Raw genomic sequence first — 23,168 nt, 5'->3', positions numbered from 1 at the left:
GCAAAATGCGTAAGTGTTTAAAGGTCAGTCTTGAGGCTTTTTTCTGTCCACAACCTGAGCAGTACTCGCCAACAAGTTGAGTGTGACAATTTAAACAGTGCGATTGATTGTCAAAATTTGCGTGATCCATAGATGTATTTATTATATTTTTAATATCGATGAATGCTACCTTTTTTTGTCTCTAATAATCAAACAAAATAGGTGTTAAGGCCCACTTTTCCAGTACCCCATCTGAACTTATCGTCGTAAGTACATTACTATCGGAGATGTGTACATCATAAACGGTGCTGCCCAAATTCAGTTGTGCAATTGGCCAACTGACAATTTCTTTTCCCGACGTTAATTCCCATAGCGAAATATATTCCTTGGAAGAGGTGGTTAGCAGAAATTTGTCGTCAGCGACGAATTGCGCACTTCGAAAAAACTTGAAGCGCTGAGGATAGGATAGAGATAACACTGCTTGACCTGTGCGCGTATCAATGAATTTTTGGTCTTGCAGGGCGTCTGATACGAACAGCCAGTTTTCATTTTGCGATAATGCCAAACTGGTAATACGATGAGGCAGCTCATAATCTACAGTGACTTCTTTACTAGTTAACTCAAACCTTTTAGCGTGACCGTCTAAAGAGGCCGAGTAGAGCGAGGTTAAACTCCGGTTAAAAATCAAATGTGTAATGCTACTTTCATGAAGGTTTATTCTGGTGATGCTCTGCTTATCTAAACTTAAAAGTAGTATGCTGCCGTCATTGTAGCCAAGGGCGATAAACTGCTCGTCACTGGACCACAGAGCCTTGGTAACGCGATTGAATGAGTCAAGTTCAGGTAATGGATAACTGACAACTTCGTTTGAGTGTAATTGCCAGATGTTAAGTTGGGTGTCTGAAATACTGATAATACTGCGCTTGCTCGGCGCTATTAAAGCATCGCGAAAAGTAAGTTGGTATTTACTTCCTTCAATTTGTTTAATCAACTGTTGGCTTTGGTTATCCCATACTTGTAGCAAATGATCGTCAATGAGTAATAAGGTTAGCGCCGCGTCATTTGAAAGTTGGGCGAGGCTGACTGGCAACTGAGTCAATTGTATTTGCTCTGTTGGCTCTAGAGTTTGCCTTTTGCTACATCCGGTGAGGATAAGCAAAGCGACTATCATTGCGTAAAAAGCGAGTCTCATTCTATACCTTAAGTTTTAGCCTTTCCCTCTTTCTCAAAGAAAGTTAAACACATCCTAATGACAGTACCAAAAATGGCTTGTGCTGTATTTATATATCGGCGTAAGGTAAAGCTCCATTAATATTAACCTTGGAGTATGGAGTGAAAGGGTTTCTTGGTTTAGTGTTACTTGCCGCAATTTGGGGTGGCTCATTTTTATTTATGAAGGTGGCTGCCGGTGTCCTTGGTCCTGCTGTACTCATTGAATTTCGAGTCTTATTTGGTGCGTTAACGCTCGCCGCGGTTGCTTTAGTATTAAAGCGTAATTTACATTTTTGGCAGTACAAAAAGCACTTTTTAATCCTCGGACTGTTTAACTCAGCGTTACCTTTTATGTTATTCGCTTATGCCGTGCAAACGCTTGATGCTTCCATGCTCTCAATTTTAAATTCAACCGCACCATTTTGGGGGGTGTTAATCAGTGTGTTTTGGTTAAAAGTGCCGACTCAAAAGTCGGTGTGGCTAGGATGTGGATTTGGGATTGCAGGTGTTATCACACTAGTCGGGTTGGATAGCACTGTATTGGACGAGGGTGCATGGTTACCTATTATTGCAACCCTGTGTGCGACTCTGAGCTATGCGGTGGCCTCTCATTACACCAAAACGGCACCAAAAATGAGCGCATTCAATCATGCCCATGGGAACTTATGGGGCTCTGCGCTATTGGTATTGCCTTTTATTTGGTTTATGCCAATGAGAGAAACGCCTGACTCTACAGTGATAAGTGCGGTAGTTGGACTTGGCATATTATGTACGGGCGTTGCCTATATTCTCTATTTTAAGTTAGTCGAAGATCTCGGCGCGGCGTCTGCTTTATCTGTTACCTTTTTAATTCCTGTGTTTGGGATTTTATGGGGGCATCTCTTTTTACAAGAGCAAATCGGTGCTAACACAATCCTTGGCAGTATTTTAGTTTTGCTTGGGGTCAGTTTAGTAACTGGGTTACAAGAAAAGATATTCCCACCAAAAGCGATGAAGGAGCTGTAGGTGAGAAGTGACGGCCCCTCAACATGGTGCTGTCAAAAAAGCGTTTCTCAGAAACGATAAAAGGGCCTAAAAGGCCCTTTGGTGAAGTATCGTTCAAGTTAGTGTGGTCACTTTAACCCCTTAAAGCAACCAACCAATTGTTTTGCAACTGCGGCTTATCTCAATAAGTTTCTAAGCTAGCGAGAGGAAGAAACCTGCAATTGCTGCACTCATGAGGTTAGCCATAGACCCTGCTAACACTGCTCTGAGCCCTAGGCGAGCGATATCCTTTCTACGACTTGGGGCCATACCACCAAGTCCGCCTAGTAAGATGGCAATCGACGATAAGTTAGCAAATCCACATAAAGCAAATGTGACAATCGCTTGAGTGTGCGTGCTCAACGTATCGCGATAATTCATATAATCTAGGTAGGCAACAAACTCGTTAACTACCAATTTTTGGCCGATAAAACTACCTGCCGTCACGGCTTCCGACCAAGGTACCCCAAGTAGCCAAGCAACAGGGGCAAAGACGTAGCCTAAAATTTCTTGTAGCGTCAGTGTTGGGTAATCAAAAATTCCACCAATACTGCCTAGTAAACCGTTTAGTAGCGCAATAAGTGCCACAAACGCAAGTAGCATTGCACCTACGTTCAGTGCCAAGTGCATACCGCTTGATGCACCAGATGCTGCCGCATCAATTACGTTTACTGGTTTATCATCACCACTATCTACATCAGATAGGTTTTCGTGTGGCTTCTCGGTTTCTGGTACAATCATTTTTGCCATTAAGAAACCACCAGGAGCTGCCATAAAGCTCGCGGCAATGAGGTATTTAAGCTCAACACCAATCGCCACATAGCCCGCCATAACAGAGCCTGCCACCGTCGCCAAACCGCCCACCATAACTGCAAACAACTCTGATTGCGTCATTTTTGGAATAAACGGTTTTACGATCAAAGGGGCTTCCGTTTGGCCGACAAAAATATTTGCCGTAGCTGAAAGCGACTCTGGTCGTGACGTTTGTAGTAACTTTTGCAAGCCACCACCCAAAATTTTAATGATCCAGTTCATAATACCAAGGTGATACAACACAGCAACGAGCGCTGAGAAGAACACGATCACTGGTAATACCTGAATCGCAAAGATAAACCCTAGCGAGTCTTGTTTGGCTAATGGCCCGAACAAGAAACCGATACCGTCATTAGCATAGCTAATCACTTTGGCAACCGCGCTAGACATTGAAGCTAATACATTTTTACCCGCTTCAATAAAGAGTACAAAGCCACCAATAAGGACTTGCAGTAAAAATGCAACGCCTACGGTACGCTTATTAATAGCACTGCGATTTGTCGAACACGCAAATGCTACGCCTAGGAGCATCATCATGCCCACTAAGCTCATAATTGTTGTCATGCCAATTTCCCGTTATTCTTGTAGCAAATATTTTATTTTACTTTTAATAATATCAATCGCAACGCGATTCATACCGCCACGGGTCACAACCAAGTCGGCATTATGCTTGGATGGCTCGATAAACTGATAAAACATCGGTCTTACCGTCGCCTGATATTGTTCTACCACAGATGACAGACTTCTTCCTCTGTGCTCTATATCTCTTTGCATGCGACGCAGCAAACAAATATCCAAAGGTGTATCAATGAACACCTTGATATCAAACTCTTCACTTAATGCAGGATCGCTCAGTAGTAATATACCCTCGACGATTAGTATCTTAGCAGGGTTTACTATTCGGGTTTTATCACTACGTGTATGCTGTCCGTAATCGTAGGTAGGAACCTCTACGGATTCACCTAGGCGAAGCTTAGTTAAATGCTCGCGTAACAACTCGTGTTCAAACGCATCAGGATGATCATAATTCGTTTGAGTACGATGCTCTATAGGTAAATGCGATTGATCTTTATAATAGGCGTCCTCTTCGATTACCGCGATAGTGCCTGAGGCAAGCTCATTCACTAATTCGTTGTAGATCGTTTGACTAAAAAGAGACTTACCAGACGCAGATGCGCCAGCTATGGCTATAATAGTTCGTGTCACTAAAGTTCACACCCAGCAGTTGTTTATGTTGGAAGATCACAATAGCAAAAAAGACACGATTAATCTCTTTTGCCTCGCTTAATGAGCAAATTTAACGGGTTTAGCGGACTCAAAACAGGACTTATGTCCGCTTAAGGGCGACAGAGCCAAATTAGCAAGATCGCAGCTTTTCGTGAATTTTGTGACTATTTTATGACAGCGGACTTATGTCCTGTACGATTTTTTTAACCAAACATAAAGTAACCAACGCTTAAGGTAACCATGTATTTAAGAATAAATAACAGCCTGAGCAGTATAGAGAGGTATCTATGGCAAGAGCAATCATTTTAATGGCGGATAGCCTAGGCATTGGCGCAGCACCGGACGCAGAAAAGTTTGGTGACGTAGGCGCGAATACTCTCGCTCATTTATTACAGGCGTATAAAGAAGAAAAAGGACAAGCGTTAGACTTACCTAATCTTTCTAAACTAGGCCTTATTGCAGCATGTGAAGCTGCAGGTAAAGAAACCTGCGCCGTGGCGCAAACCATAGAGCCAAGTGCTGCTTGGGGATATGCAAAAGAATTATCGAGTGGTAAAGACACGCCGTCTGGCCACTGGGAAATGGCTGGGGTGCCAGTATTGTTTGAGTGGGGTTACTTCCCAAATACTAACCCATGCTTCCCACAAGAATTTATAGATGAGTTGTGCAAACGTGCAGACATCCCAGGTATTTTGGGTAACTGTTACGCGTCGGGCACAACGATTTTAGAACAGCTGGGTGAAGAACACATGCAAAGCGGTAAGCCGATTTGCTACACCTCAGTTGATAGCGTCTTTCAAATAGCCGCTCATGAACAATCGTTCGGACTTGACAAGCTTTATCAAGTATGTGAAATCGCACGGGCACTGCTTGATGAAATGAATATAGGACGAGTGATTGCGCGGCCATTTATAGGCACTTCAAGTGCCGACTTTATTCGTACAGGTAACCGCCGAGACTATTCGGTATTACCGCCTTCGCCGACTGTGCTAGATAAGCTAGCCAATGACGGTGGCGAAGTAATTAGTATTGGTAAAATTGCAGATATTTATGCGCATCAAGGGATCACGCAAAAGCACAAAGCGCCTGGTCTTTTGAATCTGCTAGCAAAGACAAGCGAAGTGATGGACACAGCACCAGACCATAGTCTTATCTTCACCAACTTAGTCGACTTCGATGAAAAGTTTGGTCACCGCAGAAATGCAGTGGGATATGCAGAAGCACTTGCTGAGTTTGACGCATTTTTACCGGAAATTATTGCCAAACTAAAAGCTGATGATTTGCTTTTAGTGACTGCCGACCATGGTTGTGACCCAACCGCAGAAGGCACAGATCATACGCGAGAGTACGTGCCTGTATTGGCGTATACACCGGGTATGAACAATACTCCGTTAGGAGAAAGACAAAGTTTTGCTGACATAGGTCAAACGCTTGCCCAGTGGTTTGATTTAGATGCAACGCAATACGGTGAAGGCTTTAAGGCCGAGATAAAAGCCTAACTAAAGGAAACAATATGAGCACTCCACACATTAGCGCAAAGCCAGGTGATTTTGCAGAAACGGTATTAATGCCGGGCGATCCACTAAGAGCAAAATACATTGCAGAAAACTTTTTGGAAGATGCTCGTCAGGTAACTGACGTTCGCAACATGTTTGGTTTTACTGGTACTTACAATGGTAAGCCAGTTAGCATTATGGGTTCAGGCATGGGTATTCCATCTATGTCAATCTACGCTCGTGAGCTTATTGTTAGCTTTGGTGTTAAGAACCTGATCCGCATCGGTACATGTGGTGGTATTAGTCAAGACATCAAGATCCGCGATGTGATCTTTGCACAAGGCGCAAGCACAGACTCAAATGTGAATCGTGCTCGTGTACGTGGCTATGACTTCGCTGCAATTGCTGATTTTGGTTTATTAGAAAATGGTGTAAACGCTGCTCGCCGTTTAGGTATTGAAGCAAAAGTTGGTAATGTTTTCACTACAGATACTTTCTATCAAGCCGATGGCGAATTTTATAGAGAATTAGACAAGCTAGGCGTAATGGCTGTTGATATGGAAACAGCAGGTTTATACGGTGTAGCGGCTGAATATGGTGCAAAAGCGATGGCACTATTCACAGTAAGTGACCATGTTATTACTGGTGAGGCAACGCCACCAGAAGAACGTCAAAGCACGTTCAATGAAATGGTTAAAATTGCGCTAGAGTCAATTTAATACGATTTGAAAAGTTCCTTGGTAACGTAATCGCAGAGTTTTGGAGACACGCCTAAAACAACGCGAATCACACCCAAAAAAGCCGCTTGAAGCGGCTTTTTTTTTGATCTTGGTCCATCCAAAATTCCCTCGACTAGTTTAAAGTACACAAAGGTGGTAGAGTTTTCTAATGATAAGGTATTGGTGTTAGGTGATGACGATTCTTGCTCTGGGCTTTTTTGCGTTGATGGCGAATGCCGAAGTTGACTTAGATGCATTTGAATCTCTGGTTAAAAACGCGCCAGATGAAGCGCTTAAGGTATACCAAAACGCGATTGCTCGGGAGGATCTTCCAGTTCAAGATTTATATCAACTTCATTATCTTGCGATTAGAGCGAGTGCCAGTACATTTAATAATGCCATTTTTATTAAAGCGCTAGATACGCTTAAAGCACCACCCTTTAAGACTTTGGCGGACGAAGACAGGGCGAAGATTCTGACTAATATTGGTGTTGGCTATCGTCGCCGTAACCAGAATGAACAAGCTATCTGGCATTATCGATGTGCAATGAACGCTCCAGCCAGCTTCCAGCATAAGTCTGCACTTAAAGTGAACATCGCGATTGCGTACACGCGCCTTGAACAACCCGCGATTGGCTACAATCTCTTAAAAAGCGTGGATAGAGAAATGTTACCAAGCTTTATGCAAGCAGGGCTGTTAACTGCGCTTGGCAATGCAACATTTGCAATGGGCGAAACCGATGAGGCGCTGAGCTACTTTGTTGATGCGGCGATCCATTACGCAGAAGATGAAAACTATAGAGCTGTGAAGCAGGTATCAATCAATAGTCTTGGGATATACGTACTTAACTCAGACTTCTCCAGCTATCGCAAAGCGCTTGCTAATATTGCAGCGGAACCTGCCCTAATAGAAGATAATCAGCTTTACCTTGGTTGGTTAAGGGAGCTGGTACAACAGCTAGAGCAAAACAAACAAGCCTTAACCGTGTCGACAACAATGAAAGCCTATTCGCTAGGCGCTGCGAATGCAGGATATGCGTCCATGGTGAATGCGCATATCGACAAGTTTAATCTGTCGCTGCCGAAAGTCACTTCACAGGTCATCGTCAGAGATCCGCTTCCTGTTGAATTGGGAAAACACTGGTGCCCGAAACTTTGACAAAGCCAATTTTTTTGCCATGGTTATGTTATCGTTAAATAAATACGGCTTGTGAGTTTTGGAGAAATAATGTCGCAATGGGTAAAAGGAGAAATCGTCGAAATCACACATTGGACGCCCACATTATTTAGTATCAAATTTGAAGCGGATATCGCACCGTTTAAGGCTGGTCAATATACTAAATTGAGTTTGCAACAAGGGGAAAAGCGCATCGCGCGAGCATATTCTTTTGTAAACCCGCCGTCAGAACCAATTCATGAAGTATTGTTAGTCGAAGTACCCGACGGAAACCTTTCTGTGCCTTTACATCAGCTACAAGTCGGTGATGAGCTCGATGTAACTTACCATGCAAACGGTTTTTTTACACTAGATGAGCTACCACCTTGCGATACGCTTTGGATGATAAGCACAGGTACAGCGGTTGGCCCATTTTTGTCTATGCTCAGAGAAGGTGAAGTATGGCAGAAGGTTAAGCGGGTGATCCTTATTCATGGTGTACGCCTAAATGCAGATTTGTGTTACCGTGAAGAGCTTGAGCAGTTGCAACAACAAAGAGACGGCTTTACTTATGTGCCGCTCGTCACACGGCAAAAACCAGAGCTCGGTTGTCAGGGCCGTGTCACCGAACTGATAGAAAATAAGCAATTATTAACTCACCTAGGCTATAAGCAGTTTCCTGATAGTAGCCATTTTATGCTCTGTGGTAACCCCGAAATGGTGAAACAATTAAGTGCTCAGTTGCAGAGTATGGGATATGAACGCCACAGGCGAGCCAAACCTGGACAGATCACCGTTGAGCAATATTGGTGAATCTATGCACGTTCGTGTTATTTATCTCTTGTGCTTGTTGCTGCTGGTAACCGCGAACACTGTGTCTGCAGAGCCTAAGGTCATTAGGGTCGTGGACGCAGCAGAAGAAAATGGCACGCCGCAGAACCAATATTTTTTGTCAGTCTTGCGGTTAGCATTGGATAAGTCACGCGAACGTTATGGCGAGTATTGGATAGAGCCGATTGATTTACCAATTAATCAATCACGACAATTTAAGGAATTGCTAAAGCACAATGTCGATGTGTTTTGGACGGTTTCAACAGCCGCTAGAGACACTCAGGCAAAGCCTGTGGCCATTCCCATAGCGTTTGGCAGCTTTGGTATAAGAGTACTGGCTATGAATGTGGCTGACAGCGGCAAGCTTAATGTGCATTTATCGTTATCAGAGCTACAAAAGTTCAACGTTGTTTTAGGGCAGGATTGGCCTGATGTTCATATTTTTGAAAAGGCAGGTTTTACGGTAGAAAAATATGTTGATGGCTTGGCAAGTTATCGAGTGCTCGCAAAGAGTGCCGGTAAGATCTTTCCACGAGGTGTCATTGAAGTAGTACCTGAGCTCAAGGCGTTCGATAACAAGCAAGTGACTTATGGCGAAAAGAACCTGTTGCTCTATCCTTCAATGGTGTACTTCTATGTCCGCAAAGAAGATATTAAACTTTATAAACGCCTAGAGTATGGTTTAACAAAAGTGCTTGAAGATGGCTCTTTGGCTGCCCTTTTTTACGACAGTACGATGATGACTGAGCTGAAAAAGCACTTTAATTTACAAGGTGCCGCCATCCATCAAATTGAAAATCCGTTGATTATCTCTAAAAAGCAGCTCGACGCGATTTCTCAATTACAAGTCGAGCTGCTAAAACAACTTAACTATTCACCAGCTCGTTAAAGCTTTGGTTGTCTGCAAGACTCGCAAACGCTGGCTCGTGTTGCAGCTCGTTCTTTAAGTTAGGCGCATATTCCAAAGCCATACGGATGTCGGCCATCGCATCTGCGTGCTTGTAAAGCATCGAGTAAGCACATGCTCGTTGCCAATAGGCATAACCATAGTCACTGTCTATTTCTAGCGCTTGATTACACAAAGCAATTGCCGTGTTGGTTTGACCAAGCTCTAATAAAGCATCAGCTTTGTAGGCAATTGCCTCTACATCTTCAGGTTTGCGATTTAGGATCTCATCGTAGATCTCAATTTTAGAGTTCATGTCACTCTCAAGATTTGCCCGCATCCACAGAGAGTGTACTTCATTCGTAATAGAGATTTTCTTCTGGTTATTGAGGATTTCTTCAGAGCGTTCGCGTAATTTTTCTTCAATAACCTGAAGGCGCTTTTCATATTCATCGGTGATCGTGCCAACGCGCAGGCTAACGATATCTTCTACTTTACTCTTAATATCTCTAAAAGAAGTCCAACCAACAACCACTAAGATGGACGCGGCCGCTGTGATCAAAAAGAGCACATTGTTGATGGTATCTGTGGTGTAGGTAATCGCGCGATCTGCAGTATCTAGCTGAGAGTGACTGATTTTCTTTTCAATATCAGCTCTTAAGCGCATTTGATCTTCTCTGACAGCTCTTAATTCATCAAGAATATAACGCTCAATTAAGGGCCTATACATGGGCTCTTGTAATTGCGACAAAGCCTGTTGTTGTTGGTTTTCTGTCGGCTTTTTTGACGTTGTTTGTTCATTCGCCATGCTAGTAAAACTGCAAGCGACGAGTAGGATAAATAGTACTATGCTTTTCATATTGATGTTCTAGAAACTTTATATTTTTAATATGGTGCATGAGTTAAGGTAGAATTGCAAAAAGCGGAGAAGAAATATTGGCTTATATAATAAAATTAGCGATTTATAGCCTGATTATACTCTCTTTAACGAGTTTAAGTGCCTCTGCAAAAGAGCTACTGGTGGTGACCGAAGAGTGGAAGCCATACAACTTCACCAATGACAAAGGCGAGGTTGTTGGGAGAGCAACAAAAAAGGTGAGGGAGGTGCTTGCAGAAGCCGAGGTTGACTACGAGATAAAAGTTTACCCTTGGGTACGGGCGATGAAAATTGCCAAAGAGCGACCAAACACAATGATTTATTCGATTTATCGTACTGCCGAGCGTGAAGCTGACTACGAATGGGCATGCCCTTTGATCCGCCCTGTAGGCGTGTATTTCTTCAAACTGAAAACGCGTAAAGATATTCAAGTTGCTTCATTGGAAGATGCCAAGCAGTACACGTCCGCAGTTGTGAAGGGAAATCTTTATTATGATTTCTTAATCCAACATGGCTTCGCTCAGGGAGAGCACTTGGTTGTTGCCGCAGATTCAAAAAGCTTTTACAAACTCTTTTTCAAAGGGCGGATAGATCTTGTAATGTCAACGGAATATATCATGAGTGAAGAACTTAAGGCGGCCGGGCTCAATTATGATGAGGTTGTACCTCTGATAGAAGTAACCAAAGCTACACAACAGCGTGGCTGTATGGCATTTAGCAAGGATACAGAACCTATGTTAATAGAGAGAATTAGGCGTGCGCTGGCGAAGCACAATCAAGAGTTTGTTGGGCCATAATGGGCAATCCTCAGGGAAAGGTTGCCCATAGTGATAGGGTACTAATCAATATTAGTAGCTAAGCTCAATTTGACCAACTGCCACGCTGCCTTTATCCCACGTTGTTCTGCACTTGAGGTCCAAAACAGCGCCACTTTCGTAGTTATTGTCTAAAGTGGTGGTATGGCTAACAAATTGCTCTTCTGTTACGTTTGGATCAGATATATCAGTCCAATAGAAACCTTTACCTGTCTCTCTAAACTTGAACCATTTATCGATACCGCCGTCGCTCACTTTACGAATTTTTGAAACCAAACAAAAGGCATTAGTACCAGTTAGTCCTTTAGTTGTTCCATGAACGGTTAGCGTAAATTGGCCTATATTAGCATTTAGCGGCACACTACAGTTGAAGTAACGCTCTGTTCTTAAGTAGGCAGGATTGAAAATAAAGTAGCCATTTCCCGTGGCACCCGCTTGTTCGCTGTGTTTTTGTGTTAACGCTTCTAAGTTACCAACCGCATTTGCATGTTTAGTGAAAGCAGCAGCCTCCAGTTTACTGTCTAAAGCACAGTTATTTGCACCTGAATACAACTCCACAGTAGCGTACGCTGAGTTCGCCGCGAATAATGAAGCGATAATCGCAAGTTTGGTTTTCATACTAATTCCTTGTTTTAGTTAGCGAAGTGGGTACGTTAACAGAGTGAACCGTTCATGTAAACTAAATGTTTTTTAAATATTTGTGAAAGTGTTTTTTAGGAGAGTAAAGAGAAAAGCGCACCACACGGTGCGCCTAATCAGTGCCATGGTGAAGGGGAAATTAACTAAAGGTGTTACACCAATCAAACCCTTCATAATGATAAACGAATGAGCAAAATAAAAAGATCATCATTTTTTAAAGTTTTGCAGCTTGCTGCACCACAATCGCGTGGCGCTTTGCTAATCTTTGGTGATCTTTATCGTATCCGCCACCAATCACGGTTGCGACAGGGACACCATGCTTTTGACATAACGTCAGCACCAGTGCATCTCGTTTCGCAATGCCAAGCCATGAGATATCTAATTTACCTAAGTTATCACCTTGCCATACATCGACACCAGCGTCGTACAGCACGATATCTGGATTTAGGTCAATCAATAATGACTCAAGCGTATGTGCAACAATTTCGAGGTAGTGTGTGTCACTGATCCCTATTTCTAAGCCAATATCTAAATCGCTAGCATGTTTACGGAATGGGAAGTTTTTCTCACAGTGGATTGAGCAGGTATAAACATACGGGTTGTGCTTCAACATGGCAGCGGTGCCGTCACCTTGATGAACATCCAAGTCAAAGATTAAGGCATTGGTGATCTGATTATTGTCGAGCAGATGTGTGGTCGTAAAGGCGAGATCGTTTACCATGCAAAAACCAGAGCCAAAATCATAATGTGCGTGGTGCGTGCCACCGGCTAAATGGCATGCAATACCGTGTTGAAGCGCAAGCTCTGCAGTTTTTAGCGTTCCAAGAGGCGCAGTAAAAGTACGTGCCATAAGCTGCTCTGACCAAGGTAGACCTATACGGCGCATCATTTTAGCGTCGAGTTGATTACGCCATAAGTCCCAAATATATTGCTCGCAGTGCACGCTTTCAAGTGGCGATGGGTTGCCGGGCTCTGGGCTATAAACATTGTTATGAATGAGCCTTAATGCATCTACTTCTTGGTATAGACGCGCAAATTTACTCATCACGAAGCGGTGTTTTGGATCAAAATTGAATGAGTAATTAGCGTGATAAACTAGTGGTAAATTTGGGTTGTTCAAAAACGGCTCCAAAAATGGCGATATGGCAGTGTAGCAATATCAATCTCCGAAGCCGAGCGCTTTAGCTTTTAATGTTGCTTGCGTTCTGTCTCGTACTTGCAGTTTTGCGAGCAAGCAAGAAACCGAGTTACGGATGGTACCTTCCGCTTTATATAACGTATTGGCGATTTCCTTATTGGAATATCCTTTCGCGATTAGTTTTAAAATATCCTTTTCTCGTGTGGTGAGCTTATCTAAAGTGGGGTCAGGTTTTAGTAGGGTCTCAGCAAGCTCGTCTTGGATGATGAGTTCACCTTGATGGACTTGTCGAACGGCATCAATTAACTCTTCTAAGTCCACGTCCTTAAGAAGGCAGCCTTTAGCACCAAGTTCTAGGGCTAATTTTAGCTTTGCAGTATCGTTGAAGGTAGTGAGGATAATGACTTTAAAGTTTATAGCCAAAGGCAAAAGCTCGGTGAGCACATCAACACCATCTAGCTCAGGCATTCGCATATCTAAAAGCACAATGTCAGCTGTAATTTGGTTTGATTGAACCTGTTGAATGAACTCACTGCCGCTGCCACAGCTTCCAGAACAAATAATGTCACCACTCAGCGAAAGGAGTGCTTGCATACCTTGGCGCACAAGCGCCTGATCATCGACTAGGTAAACTGATATTTTAGCCATTTGTCGTCCCAAAATGGATAGTTAATGTTACGCCTTGATGAGTTGACACATCAAGACTGCCGCCGAGTTCTTGGATCCGCTCCTGCATACCAGCCAGACCATTTCCAAATCGAATACTATTTAAGGTAATGCCGTTATCGCTTATTTGTACTTTTAATCCTTGTTGACAATACACTCGTACTTGCATTTTATCCGCCTTGGCGTGCTTCAAGGTATTAGTGATGGCCTCTTGGCAGCATTTTAGAATGCAATTGGCATAACTTAGTTTCTCGAGTAATGGGTGATGTTCATAGTCGAGTTCAATGTTAAGACGAGGGATAGATTCAGTAAGCCTCAGCAAAGCATCATGGAGATCGATATGCTCGTTGCTACGCTTGTCGCTGACTAAATCGCGAATACATTTTAGGGTGTCTTTAGCTTGCAAATAGCAGCTATCTAATAGCTCGGTCAATGGTGCCGCTGCAGTTCGTCTTGCGACATCTAAATTTACAATCAGACTGGTTATTTGATGTCCAACGTCGTCATGTAACTCTCGTGCTAATTGAAGCCGCTCTTGTTTAGCAATACTTTGGCTCAACAGAGACTGCGTTGCAGATAGCTGACTGTGGGCGAGTTGTAGCGCTTCTTTGGCCTCTTGTTCTTTTTGCATTCTTTTACACACCACGTACGCAAATAACTGAAAACAAGCAAATAACACAGCGTTGAGATATTCAAAACCATGTCCCCAAAAAAAGTATTGCGACGCAACATATAAGCAGGAGGTAACTAGGATATACCCAAGCGCAAAACTTAAAGGAACATAAAAAGCAAGGATCCCAACGAGTTTTACGTTGTAAATGAGATGAATTGCGGCCGGGGAGGTAAGGTTAATTGACTGGATCAAAAGTGCCAATACAAACAGCATTGAATACCTAACCTTGTAGCCATAGTATTTTTCGGATTCATTGATACATAAAAGTACGAGGATCAAAACACCGGTATGCTGTACCCAAGGCAGCCATTGTGCTTTTTGCTGAGCATAAATCAAACTTGGTATTGCAACGGCTAACCAAGTGAAAATGGTTGTTACCAACCAAGCCGTCGGATAGCGAAAAAACGCCGACATCTACTTACTCCGCTAAAAACCTGCTCTGCAGGTATTATTCCTTTATTCTCTTGCGAACCTATCCTAGCAGATATTTGTGACTCTGTGATGATGACGAATGTCATAAGTTTTACATTGTAAATCAAAGTGCAATAACGGTTTTTCACCCTTGATACTGCATTGATTTGTGGCACCACTATTCCTGTTCTATCTTTATGTAACAATCTTTTCATAATTAGGGATACTCAGAATGAAAAGTGTTAAGGCAAAACTTATTTCTGCGGTAACTGCGGGTTTAGTGGTAATGCTCATCGGGGCGATGGTTACTGTTTTGGTGATGAAACGCGTCGCGGAACAGTATGACAGCATGATAGACAATGAATTGGCTGCTCGCGAGCAAATAAACATAGTGCTCGATGATTTCAAAACCCAAGTACAAGAGTGGAAAAATGTACTCATTAGAGGAAGAGATCCTGCCCAGCTAAATAAATATTGGTCAAGATTTGAAACCAAAGAAGCTGAGGTACAAAAACAACTCAGTTCAATTGTTTCAGCCTATACGTTACCACCTACCCTAGAAAATAAGTTGCGTGAATATCAAAAAGAGCACCTCACCTTAGGACAAAAATATCGTGAAGCGGTGGATCTATTCAAAAGTTCAGGCTTTGATATTAACCTTGCTGATGCTTCAGTGAGTGGAATAGACCGCCAAGCAAGTGTGTACCTACTTGAAATTAATGAGCAAATTAACGCGTTAGTAGACACGAGAACGAGTGAAATTGTCGCAACAAAAAACCAACTTATCTTTTTTAGTACCCTAGGACTCATCGTTGTTGCGCTTGTGACTTTAGGATTACTGACTTGGTATATGCAGCATTTAATCACTCGTCCAATCCGCCGTGCATCTGATGTGGCAAAGGCAATTGCGAGTGGTCGATTAGACAACAAAGTCGTTGTACACAGTGACGATGAAATAGGTAACTTACTGACAAATCTACGGCAAATGCAAACTAGCTTACTTGATGCGACCCAAAAGCTAGAGCTACAAGCAAAAGAAAACTTACGGATCCGTTATGCGCTAAATAACGTGGCAGCGCCCGTGCTTTTATGTGATGACAGTAATCAAGTGATCTACGTAAACGCACAATGTGAGTCTTTGTTTGATCGTTACCGCACTGCGCTAAGCGTGCCTACTGAAATTGTTAATCATCCAATTCCCGAAGCTTTACTTCACAGCTCTAAAGCACTACACCAAGCCTCGGGTCAATTAGTACGCCAGTTAGAGTGGGAGTGGTGCGTAGGTGACATAATCATTGCGGCAACCGCCAACCCGGTCTCCGATCAAAATGGTAGGGTGTTAGGTACGGTATTTGAATTTAAGGATTTAAGTCAGACAAGGCGTGCGGAGCAACAGGTTGAACAGCTCATTAAATCAGCTTCCGATGGCAAACTAAGTGAACGTCTAAACCTTGAGGGATACGTTGGCTCCATGAAATTAATAGCCAGCGGACTTAACAAACTACTTGATGCTGTTGAGCAACCTATTAGTCAAACAAAACAATATCTTACTTCGCTTTCAAAAGGAGAAATTCCTGAGCAGATTAACGGTGAGTTTAAGGGCGAATTTGCGCAAATACATATGGCCTTACAACGTGCCACGTCTTCGCTTTCGTTACTTATTGAAGATACTTACAGTTTAGTTGCCGCCGCAGGAGAGGGGAGGCTTTCTACTCGGGCGGATGAGGCTAAACACCAAGGTGAATTTCGAAAAATCATTCGTGGTGTTAATGAAACACTTGACGCGGTCTCTAAACCCGTTGCACTTACAAGCGGATATCTAGAAAGTATCGCAAAAGGAGAGTTACCCGCCTTCACGAATGATGGTTATAAAGGAGAATTTGATAGCATCTATCAAAGCCTCTTCGCTTGTGTTGGTGCGATAAAATTGATGCTAACCGATGCCGAAAAGCTTGCTGAAGCGGCCAGTGAGGGAGACTTACAACATAGAGCTGATGCCAGTAAACACCACGGCGCATACGCCAGTATAATCACAGCCATGAATGAAACGCTGGACTCGATAGAAGCGCCGCTTAAGGAGTGCATGAATGTGATGGATGGGCTATCTCAAGGCAATTTAACTCGCCAAGTTGAAAAAAGCTATGCAGGTGATTTTGCGCTGTTGAAACAATCTGTGAATACCAGCGTTGGCAACTTAGCCAATATGATGCAAAAGCTGCTGGCCATGGCGGAATCCATCACTGTCTCGGTACAGCAGATCACCACAGGTATTGAAGAGTTAAGTGAGCGGTCCTCTTCTCAAGCCGCATCTATTGAAGAAACACGAGTATCAGTCGGTGAAATCACCGAAACCGTGCACTCAAACGCCAATAATGCGCAATCTGCTAATCAGTTGGCTATAGAAGTTAACCAGCAAGCACAGCAAGGTGGAAAGGTTGTTGAGTCAACGATTGAGGCAATGACCGAGATTAGTAAGAGTGCCAAAGAAATACTCACAGTCATTGAGGTTATTGATTCCATTGCATTTCAAACTAACTTATTAGCACTGAACGCCTCTGTTGAAGCTGCACGAGCGGGAGAAAAAGGAAAAGGTTTTGCGGTCGTTGCCTCAGAAGTAAGAAATTTAGCGCTGCGTAGTGCAAGTGCCTCAAAGGATATCTCTGAGCTGTTGGGAAGCAGTAACGTCAAAGTGAAGCAAGGGTCTAAGCTGGCTTCAGAATCCGGTGAAACGCTAAAAACCATTGTGGAAAGTGTATATGGGCTTGCATCGCAAGTGCAAACGATCGCTGAGGCTTGCAATACGCAATCGAGTGGTATTGAGCAAATTAATCTAGCGATTAAACAAATTGACGGTATTACGCAGCAAAACAATACCTTGGTAGAGATGACGAATGCATCGGGGCTGTCATTGTTGAGTAAAGCCAATGAATTGCGAGAGATGGTTGAGCAGTTTGATATCGGCAAGACTAAAGCGGAGTTGATGAAAGTGGTGAGCTAAAGGTCAGCAAAATCTAGGGCCTGCTGACCTTTATTGTTTTTAGGAACATCACGTGACATGATTGGCGTAATTAGATGGCTTTTTAGCCGCTAACAATGTTAAGGGATAAGGCATAAACCATGGTTACACCAATCATCATTATACTGTTACTTTGCGGCCCGTTATTGTTCGGTGTTATCTATTCAAAGATAAGAGACGTACAGGTAGAGATCACAACGCTTGCCTGTTGGGGTCTCGGTATCGCATTTATGTTCTTTTTTATTGGCCATATCGTAAAAGCACAAGAGATGGTAGAAATGTTACCTAGTAGGGTGCCGTATAGGCTTCCTTTGGTGTACTTCACTGGTGTCATCGAACTCGTAGTAGCGATTCTGTTATTTATACCAAAATACCAATTACCTGCAGCAAAAGCGGCAATTGCCATTTTTATGCTGTTTTTTCCCGCAAATGTGTATGCCGCGCTCAACAGCGTTGGCCTGGGAGGACATCAGTGGGGACCTGTTTATTTGCTAATTAGAGCACCACTGCAAATCATATTGATTGCTTGGGCATATTTTATGTGTGTAAAACCGCTATCAATGCCTGTGGCTGAAATTAAATAAAGCTCAGCTCAAGCAGAACATATAAACAGAAAGGGGTGTGAGATTTACCCGCTTCCCTTTCTGCATTTCGCGACTAGACTATTGGTCATTTGCTTTTTCATTCTCTAAGCAAGGTATACCAGCCAAATGATCAGCCAAAATTTGTGCTATTTTGTCGGTTAGCCAGCTCGGACCTTCGTCAGTCATGTCATTGTGTTTTGCGCTCGCTATCGTGACAACACAATCCTGATATTTGTGCTTTTCAGTACGACTTGGCAACACCCCTTTGTCCGCTGGAAAGTCACTTGCTCGTATCGACAATACCTTTACATCAAGGCTTCTCGGTAATGGCACTCTGCGATGATCTAGCGTAATGATTTGGTTTACAAATTTAGCCCCGTGATTGATTAACCATGCTGAAATGTCGCCGCCATTAGAATGGCCAATTAAGAGGATATGCTCAAAATCAAAGGTGGTGAACTTTGGCTTAAAGTAATCGTGAATAAACACCAGCGTATCAGCGCCTCGTTGCCAGTTTTCTGCGCGTGTTTCGTATAAGTTCCCCTCGACGGAAAGAGGAGGATCAGTTGCAAGCTCATGGCCTACAGTAATAACCAAATATCCAGCTCGGTTTAGCGTCTTGACCAAAAATTGATAGTCAGTATGTGAGACACCATAGCCGGCGCTTAGCAGTGCAACAGGACAAGGTGCCGCTTTTGAACAGGGGTTGGTGTCGGTTGGCAAATGAGTTTCTACTGGAATTGCTCTATCACGAGCTGGATCAATTACGGTTTCAGCGGCCAAAACGAATGGCAGACATAATAATAATAAAAGTGGGCGTAACATATTTATCCTAAAAAATAGTGGCGCTCGGCAAAAGCCAAAAGCGCCACAACTGGTTGGAGTCTTTTACAGATTATTCAAAAATTGATTGACTGAAGCTAGCTCTCTTTGCTTTTGCATGATGCAGGTATTTGTTGCCAGTTCCAGCTGCTTAAGTGATTTACTTAAACCTTCTACTTCTTTTTGCATCGGTTCAAAAAACTGCTGAGCTTGTTTTAATGCATCCGCGTCACAATACGTAAATAGGTAAAAAGGTAGCTGTGGCTTTGCAAAAGGAGGGAAGCGTTCCTTTAAGCGCTCAAAGTGCTGATAAAACCACTTTTGATAAAGCGCTTTTCGCTCATCGCCTTTACCATTCCCGCTTAATATGTAATTAAAGTCGGAGGCCGTTACATGCTCGCTTAGCGCATAATCTAGTACTTGTTGTTGCAGTTCTTGTGGACCAAAATAACCCATTGCAAGCAATAGATTAGTACGTTGAGTTGGGTTATTGGTGGTTTCAAATACTTTTTTGTATGACTTCAACAGCTCAGCATCACCGTAGTAAGCGGCAATTTGCAGGAAGCTTCTAGCCAAGTAGGGGTCAACTTTATCAGGTGACGTTAAATATAAACTCGCTTGCTTTTTTGCATGCTTAATAATGGTTTGATGCTTTGTCTCGAAAGCCAGTGCTCTAACCAATGCTGCACGTATTTCCGATGTGGCAGCTGGTTCATTTGCATTTGCCTCAAGTCCATATCGAGAAAACGCAGGCTCAACATAAGTGGTATAAAGTTTCTCCCAAAGTAACTTATTTGAATCGTCTTCATACTGTTTATGTTGTGATAGTAATTGAGTAAGAGCGGCCTTTGCTACTTTGGGATGAGTGTCGTTAATAAACTCACTGAGCGTTAACATCAACGCATTGGCGTTTATTTTTCCAGACTCCATTAGCGCGTCAACATTGCTTAGTAAGTCTAATCTCTCCCGCTCGTTTAGCTTGTTTGGGGCATGTGATATTAGGCTTGCGAGTTGAGACTCAGAAAGATCCCAGCGATAATAACCTGTCGCGTTGTCGTTTGGTAAGATCCACTCAGGCTCAAAGTCTAATTTAATCTGTTGCGCCTTGGAGTCTAGAAGTATTGTCTTAGTGGCTGTTTTGTCACCTCTACCATAGCGCAGTGTGATGGGGATATGCCAAGTTTGTGCTGCTGCTTCTTGTCCTTTTATTACAAAACGTTGTTGCGATACGGTGGCATTCTGGCCATCTAACTTAATCGTCAAAAGTGGAAATGAAGCTTGTGATACAAATGAGTCTAGCACTGTCGCTACATTTTTATTAGATACTTTACCCAGCTCATTCCATAGATCTTTGGCTTCTGCATTCTTATAAGCAAATTTACGGATATAATTGCGCATGCCTTGCTTAAATACCTCTTCCCCAAGCCACTGCTCAACCATGTAAAGTACCGCGCTACCTTTGCTGTACGCAAGACCTAAGCCGTCTGTTACATCAGACTCTGTAATAACCGGTTTACGGATCGGTGAGGTAGTTGCTTGAGCATCATAGGGCATTGCATTGTGTTGAGATAGGGATAAATTTGTTTCTAGTTCAGGAAATAGCTGCTGGGTGATCTTTGCAGCCATCCAAGTGGCAAACGCCTCGTTTAACCACAGGTCATTCCACCATTTCATCGTAACTAGGTTGCCATACCATTGGTGTGCAAGTTCGTGAGCGATAACATTCACATGTGAGGTTTGAGCTTGTTGGGTTGACGTTGCAGGGTCAATAAGTAGTATATCCTCACGATAAGTCACCAGGCCTGCATTCTCCATTGCGCCGAACGGAAATTCAGGGACTGCAACTTGGTCTAGTTTTTTATAGACATAGGGTAAGTCAAAATAGTCTTCAAGTGCTTTGAGTATCTTTGGCGTGTTTTCGATGGAATAAGCGGCAAGATTTGATTTCTTTTGTGGGGTAATAATGTTACCCGGAACCGACATCCCTTTAACATCAAGTACTTCGAATGGACCAACGGATAAGGCGACTAAGTAAGAAGGAAGAGGCGGCGTCTTGTCGAAGTAATGGGTGGTCATGCCATTCGACTTTTTGGTCTCTAAAACAGGCGTGTTGGCGAATACTTTTTGATCGTCAGGGGCTGTAATAGTGAGCTGAAATGGGATTTTATACTCAGGCTCATCAAATGTAGGCATTGCTCTTCTTGCATCACTCATCTGAAACTGTGTAAATAAGTAAGGCACGCCGTTATCTATGGTTTTGTAGAGACCGACGCTATTACGGTTGAAGGGGGCGGTATAGTCGATAGTAAGCGTGTAGCGACCGGGTTGCAGTGTTTTTTCGCAACTCAATCTCACTTTACCGGTTTCGAGCATTTTATCTCTGAGCTCACACGACGTTTTTCCGACTAGTTCAGCGGTATCTATCGCATAGTCTAATCCGTTGAGCTCAATAAATTGGGTGGCTTTGAGCACCTCAAGTTTTATAGTCGTGTGTCCTGAAAAACGCTCTTTAGAAGGGTCTAAGTTAAATGTGACCGCTTGCTCTATAGGTTTAGCCACGGTGGCTAGACGATGAAGTTCAGCATTTGGTTGGGCCTGAGCTGAAGCGCTGATAGACAGCAAAATAGCACTGCATATTAAAGACCTAGATAGCATAAAAATCCTTTATTCATTTTGTTATTGTTGATTTATCTTGCGAATCAATGCTCTGTATGTTGTCACTTGGTGTGATAAAAGCATAGATAGTTAGCGCAATGTTCCTTTTACTTTAACAAAACTTGTTGCAAAAAGAGTGGGGGTAAAGGTTTACTATCGGGCTAATATTTTAAATATTAAGTAATATCAATAAATTGAAGAGGTGGATTAGCCGACTTTTTGTGTAACAAAAATTGTAACAGACTCCACCGTACTTAATTAACCTGAGGTTTGGATAAGGAATGTTCCCACATATTGAAACTACTTATGTTTCACTATGTGTTCTAACTTCAGATAGGCCCCGATTATAGTTAACCAGTGTAATAACTGTGACTTTGGCTTTGGTTTACAATAATTCATTGTTGCTCCTGTCGTAGTAGTGAATAAACTGCGTTTAGGTTAAGTAATTTATGACTGTATCTTGGGTCAAAATATGGCAGGATACCAACGATAGTTAATTACAATTAATATAAGTTGAGCTTATGGATAAGAGGTTAAGGCACTTAAGTGCATTACGCTGTTTTGAGAGTGCAGCTCGGCTCCAAAGTTACACTCAAGCTGCACTCGAATTGAACATTACGCAAGCGGCAGTAAGCCAACAAATGCGGCAATTAGAAAATGCACTTGCAGTTAAGCTTTTTGTAAGAAAAGGCCGCAATATGCACTTAACTGAAGCCGGCGAAGTGTTGTTAATGTCTACTCAAAGTGCGTTTAAGCGCATTATTGGGGGATTGAACCAAATTCAAACACAAGAATTGGCTGGTAGCTTGACTATCACGTCAACCCAGTCTTTTTGCTCTTTATGGCTAATGCCTAACCTGTGCTCGTTTTACGAGTCTCATGACGACATCCAAATTCGCGTGCTTGGCTCTAATCGCTTTGAAGATATTCGTTTAAATCATATTGATATCGCGATCCGGTTTTCTACCAAGCGAGAGTTAGCCTGCCCCGCCGGACTTGAGCAGTTATATCTTGGGGAAGATAGCAACTACCCTGTTTGTTCACCAAGCTACAAAGAATCGCTGCAAATTAAGTCTCCGAATGATTTAGCAAGGTGTAATCTTATTCACCACGACGATGATAAAGTAAGCTGGGAGCAATGGTTTGAGTCTCAGGGGATATGCGGTTCAAGTATTTGTGCCAAAGGCCCACACACTCGAGTCTCTTCTAATGACATGGCATTGAGTGCAGCGCTTAAAGGCCAAGGTGTTGCAATCGTCTCCAAAGAGCTATTTTTAGACTTTCAACAAGCTGGCCTTATTGTGCAGCTTTTTGATACCCCTCACCCTGTGGTATGGCAACGCTATGTGTTATTTGATCCCTATTCACCAAAAAGAGCTCGGATCCAAGTATTTATTGATTGGCTTATCAATCACTTGCCATAAGGCCTCGTTATGGCTCATTTATTGAGCCACTTTCGTATTATTTCATGAATGCGGAAGTAAATGTGAACTTGAAATAAATATTAAACTAAAATTTAACATTGCCGGA

General features: G+C 42.8%; 20 protein-coding genes. 10 read left to right on the top strand and 10 right to left on the bottom strand.

What is annotated here, in order from left to right; translation table 11 throughout:
- Positions 1–181 precede the first annotated feature (181 nt).
- Positions 182–1,171 (bottom strand): hypothetical protein, encoded by a 990-nt coding sequence (locus GSF13_RS03215; protein ID WP_211865117.1) that lies wholly within the window; start codon positions 1,169–1,171, stop codon positions 182–184.
- Between the two features lie 140 nt (positions 1,172–1,311).
- On the opposite strand from GSF13_RS03215, the gene GSF13_RS03210 reads away from it, so the two are divergent.
- Positions 1,312–2,196, top strand: coding sequence for a DMT family transporter (locus GSF13_RS03210; RefSeq protein ID WP_010603724.1), 885 nt, complete (start codon positions 1,312–1,314; stop codon positions 2,194–2,196).
- Between the two features lie 171 nt (positions 2,197–2,367).
- Here the strand turns inward: GSF13_RS03210 and GSF13_RS03205 are convergent, their stop codons facing one another.
- Both GSF13_RS03205 and udk read right to left on the bottom strand, forming a co-directional pair.
- Positions 2,368–3,591, bottom strand: a complete 1,224-nt coding sequence (locus GSF13_RS03205) for a NupC/NupG family nucleoside CNT transporter (RefSeq protein WP_010369948.1) — start codon at positions 3,589–3,591, stop codon at positions 2,368–2,370.
- A 12-nt stretch (positions 3,592–3,603) separates the two neighbouring features.
- On the bottom strand, positions 3,604–4,233 hold the full coding sequence (gene udk / locus GSF13_RS03200) for a uridine kinase (RefSeq protein ID WP_010603723.1): 630 nt from the start codon (positions 4,231–4,233) through the stop codon (positions 3,604–3,606).
- A 308-nt stretch (positions 4,234–4,541) separates the two neighbouring features.
- On the opposite strand from udk, the gene GSF13_RS03195 reads away from it, so the two are divergent.
- The 5 genes from GSF13_RS03195 (at position 4,542) to GSF13_RS03175 (ending at position 9,345) form a co-directional block, all read left to right on the top strand.
- Positions 4,542–5,753 carry a phosphopentomutase gene (locus tag GSF13_RS03195; protein WP_174169512.1) on the top strand — a complete coding sequence of 404 codons (1,212 nt, stop codon included), beginning with the start codon at positions 4,542–4,544 and terminating at the stop codon, positions 5,751–5,753.
- A 14-nt stretch (positions 5,754–5,767) separates the two neighbouring features.
- Positions 5,768–6,469, top strand: a complete 702-nt coding sequence (gene deoD, locus GSF13_RS03190; RefSeq protein WP_102058407.1) for a purine-nucleoside phosphorylase — start codon at positions 5,768–5,770, stop codon at positions 6,467–6,469.
- Positions 6,470–6,662: 193 nt separating this feature from the next.
- Entirely contained in the window at positions 6,663–7,628 is a 966-nt protein-coding gene (locus tag GSF13_RS03185) for a hypothetical protein (RefSeq protein WP_010603720.1), read from the top strand.
- Positions 7,629–7,697: 69 nt separating this feature from the next.
- Positions 7,698–8,438, top strand: coding sequence for a ferredoxin--NADP reductase (locus tag GSF13_RS03180; RefSeq protein ID WP_174169511.1), 741 nt, complete (start codon positions 7,698–7,700; stop codon positions 8,436–8,438).
- Positions 8,439–8,442: 4 nt separating this feature from the next.
- Positions 8,443–9,345: a hypothetical protein gene (locus GSF13_RS03175; protein ID WP_211865115.1), complete on the top strand. Its 903-nt coding sequence runs from the start codon at positions 8,443–8,445 to the stop codon at positions 9,343–9,345.
- Here GSF13_RS03175 and GSF13_RS03170 read toward each other — a convergent pair.
- Positions 9,323–10,201: a tetratricopeptide repeat protein gene (locus GSF13_RS03170; RefSeq protein ID WP_102058410.1), complete on the bottom strand. Its 879-nt coding sequence runs from the start codon at positions 10,199–10,201 to the stop codon at positions 9,323–9,325. The two genes, GSF13_RS03175 and GSF13_RS03170, sit on opposite strands and share 23 nt — an antisense overlap.
- Positions 10,202–10,278: 77 nt before the next feature.
- Here GSF13_RS03170 and GSF13_RS03165 point away from each other — a divergent pair, with 77 nt between their 5' ends.
- Positions 10,279–11,016 carry a transporter substrate-binding domain-containing protein gene (locus tag GSF13_RS03165; RefSeq protein WP_211200921.1) on the top strand — a complete coding sequence of 246 codons (738 nt, stop codon included), beginning with the start codon at positions 10,279–10,281 and terminating at the stop codon, positions 11,014–11,016.
- A 51-nt stretch (positions 11,017–11,067) separates the two neighbouring features.
- Here GSF13_RS03165 and GSF13_RS03160 read toward each other — a convergent pair whose 3' ends face one another.
- The 4 genes from GSF13_RS03160 to GSF13_RS03145 form a co-directional block, all read right to left on the bottom strand.
- Positions 11,068–11,652 (bottom strand): hypothetical protein, encoded by a 585-nt coding sequence (locus GSF13_RS03160; protein WP_174169509.1) that lies wholly within the window; start codon positions 11,650–11,652, stop codon positions 11,068–11,070.
- 235 nt (positions 11,653–11,887) lie between these two features.
- A complete protein-coding gene (locus tag GSF13_RS03155) occupies positions 11,888–12,793 on the bottom strand; it encodes a histone deacetylase (protein ID WP_174169508.1) in 906 nt (301 codons plus the stop codon).
- A gap of 39 nt (positions 12,794–12,832) precedes the next feature.
- The gene (locus GSF13_RS03150) at positions 12,833–13,459 is read right to left on the bottom strand and encodes a response regulator transcription factor (RefSeq protein WP_010603713.1); all 627 of its coding nucleotides are present in this window, start codon (positions 13,457–13,459) and stop codon (positions 12,833–12,835) included.
- Entirely contained in the window at positions 13,452–14,564 is a 1,113-nt protein-coding gene (locus tag GSF13_RS03145; protein WP_211865113.1) for a histidine kinase, read from the bottom strand. Before GSF13_RS03145 ends, GSF13_RS03150 begins: the two co-directional genes overlap by 8 nt.
- 229 nt (positions 14,565–14,793) lie before the next feature.
- On the opposite strand from GSF13_RS03145, the gene GSF13_RS03140 reads away from it, so the two are divergent.
- Together GSF13_RS03140 and GSF13_RS03135 are read left to right on the top strand one after the other, a co-directional pair.
- Complete coding sequence (locus GSF13_RS03140) at positions 14,794–17,559, top strand: methyl-accepting chemotaxis protein (RefSeq protein ID WP_174169507.1); 2,766 nt, start codon at positions 14,794–14,796, stop codon at positions 17,557–17,559.
- A 119-nt stretch (positions 17,560–17,678) separates the two neighbouring features.
- Positions 17,679–18,161 carry a hypothetical protein gene (locus tag GSF13_RS03135; RefSeq protein WP_211865111.1) on the top strand — a complete coding sequence of 161 codons (483 nt, stop codon included), beginning with the start codon at positions 17,679–17,681 and terminating at the stop codon, positions 18,159–18,161.
- Positions 18,162–18,239: 78 nt separating this feature from the next.
- On the opposite strand, the gene GSF13_RS03130 is transcribed toward GSF13_RS03135, so the two are convergent.
- Both GSF13_RS03130 and GSF13_RS03125 read right to left on the bottom strand, forming a co-directional pair.
- Positions 18,240–18,986: an alpha/beta hydrolase gene (locus tag GSF13_RS03130; RefSeq protein ID WP_211865109.1), complete on the bottom strand. Its 747-nt coding sequence runs from the start codon at positions 18,984–18,986 to the stop codon at positions 18,240–18,242.
- A gap of 63 nt (positions 18,987–19,049) precedes the next feature.
- Positions 19,050–21,638 carry a M1 family metallopeptidase gene (locus tag GSF13_RS03125; protein WP_211865107.1) on the bottom strand — a complete coding sequence of 863 codons (2,589 nt, stop codon included), beginning with the start codon at positions 21,636–21,638 and terminating at the stop codon, positions 19,050–19,052.
- 521 nt (positions 21,639–22,159) lie between these two features.
- Here GSF13_RS03125 and GSF13_RS03120 point away from each other — a divergent pair.
- Positions 22,160–23,062 carry a LysR substrate-binding domain-containing protein gene (locus GSF13_RS03120; protein ID WP_010603707.1) on the top strand — a complete coding sequence of 301 codons (903 nt, stop codon included), beginning with the start codon at positions 22,160–22,162 and terminating at the stop codon, positions 23,060–23,062.
- Positions 23,063–23,168: the final 106 nt, after the last annotated feature.

Origin of the sequence: Pseudoalteromonas sp. M8, from assembly GCF_018141365.1 — a bacterium.
GTDB lineage: Bacteria > Pseudomonadota > Gammaproteobacteria > Enterobacterales > Alteromonadaceae > Pseudoalteromonas.
This window is presented reverse-complemented; position numbering and strand designations above follow the sequence as displayed.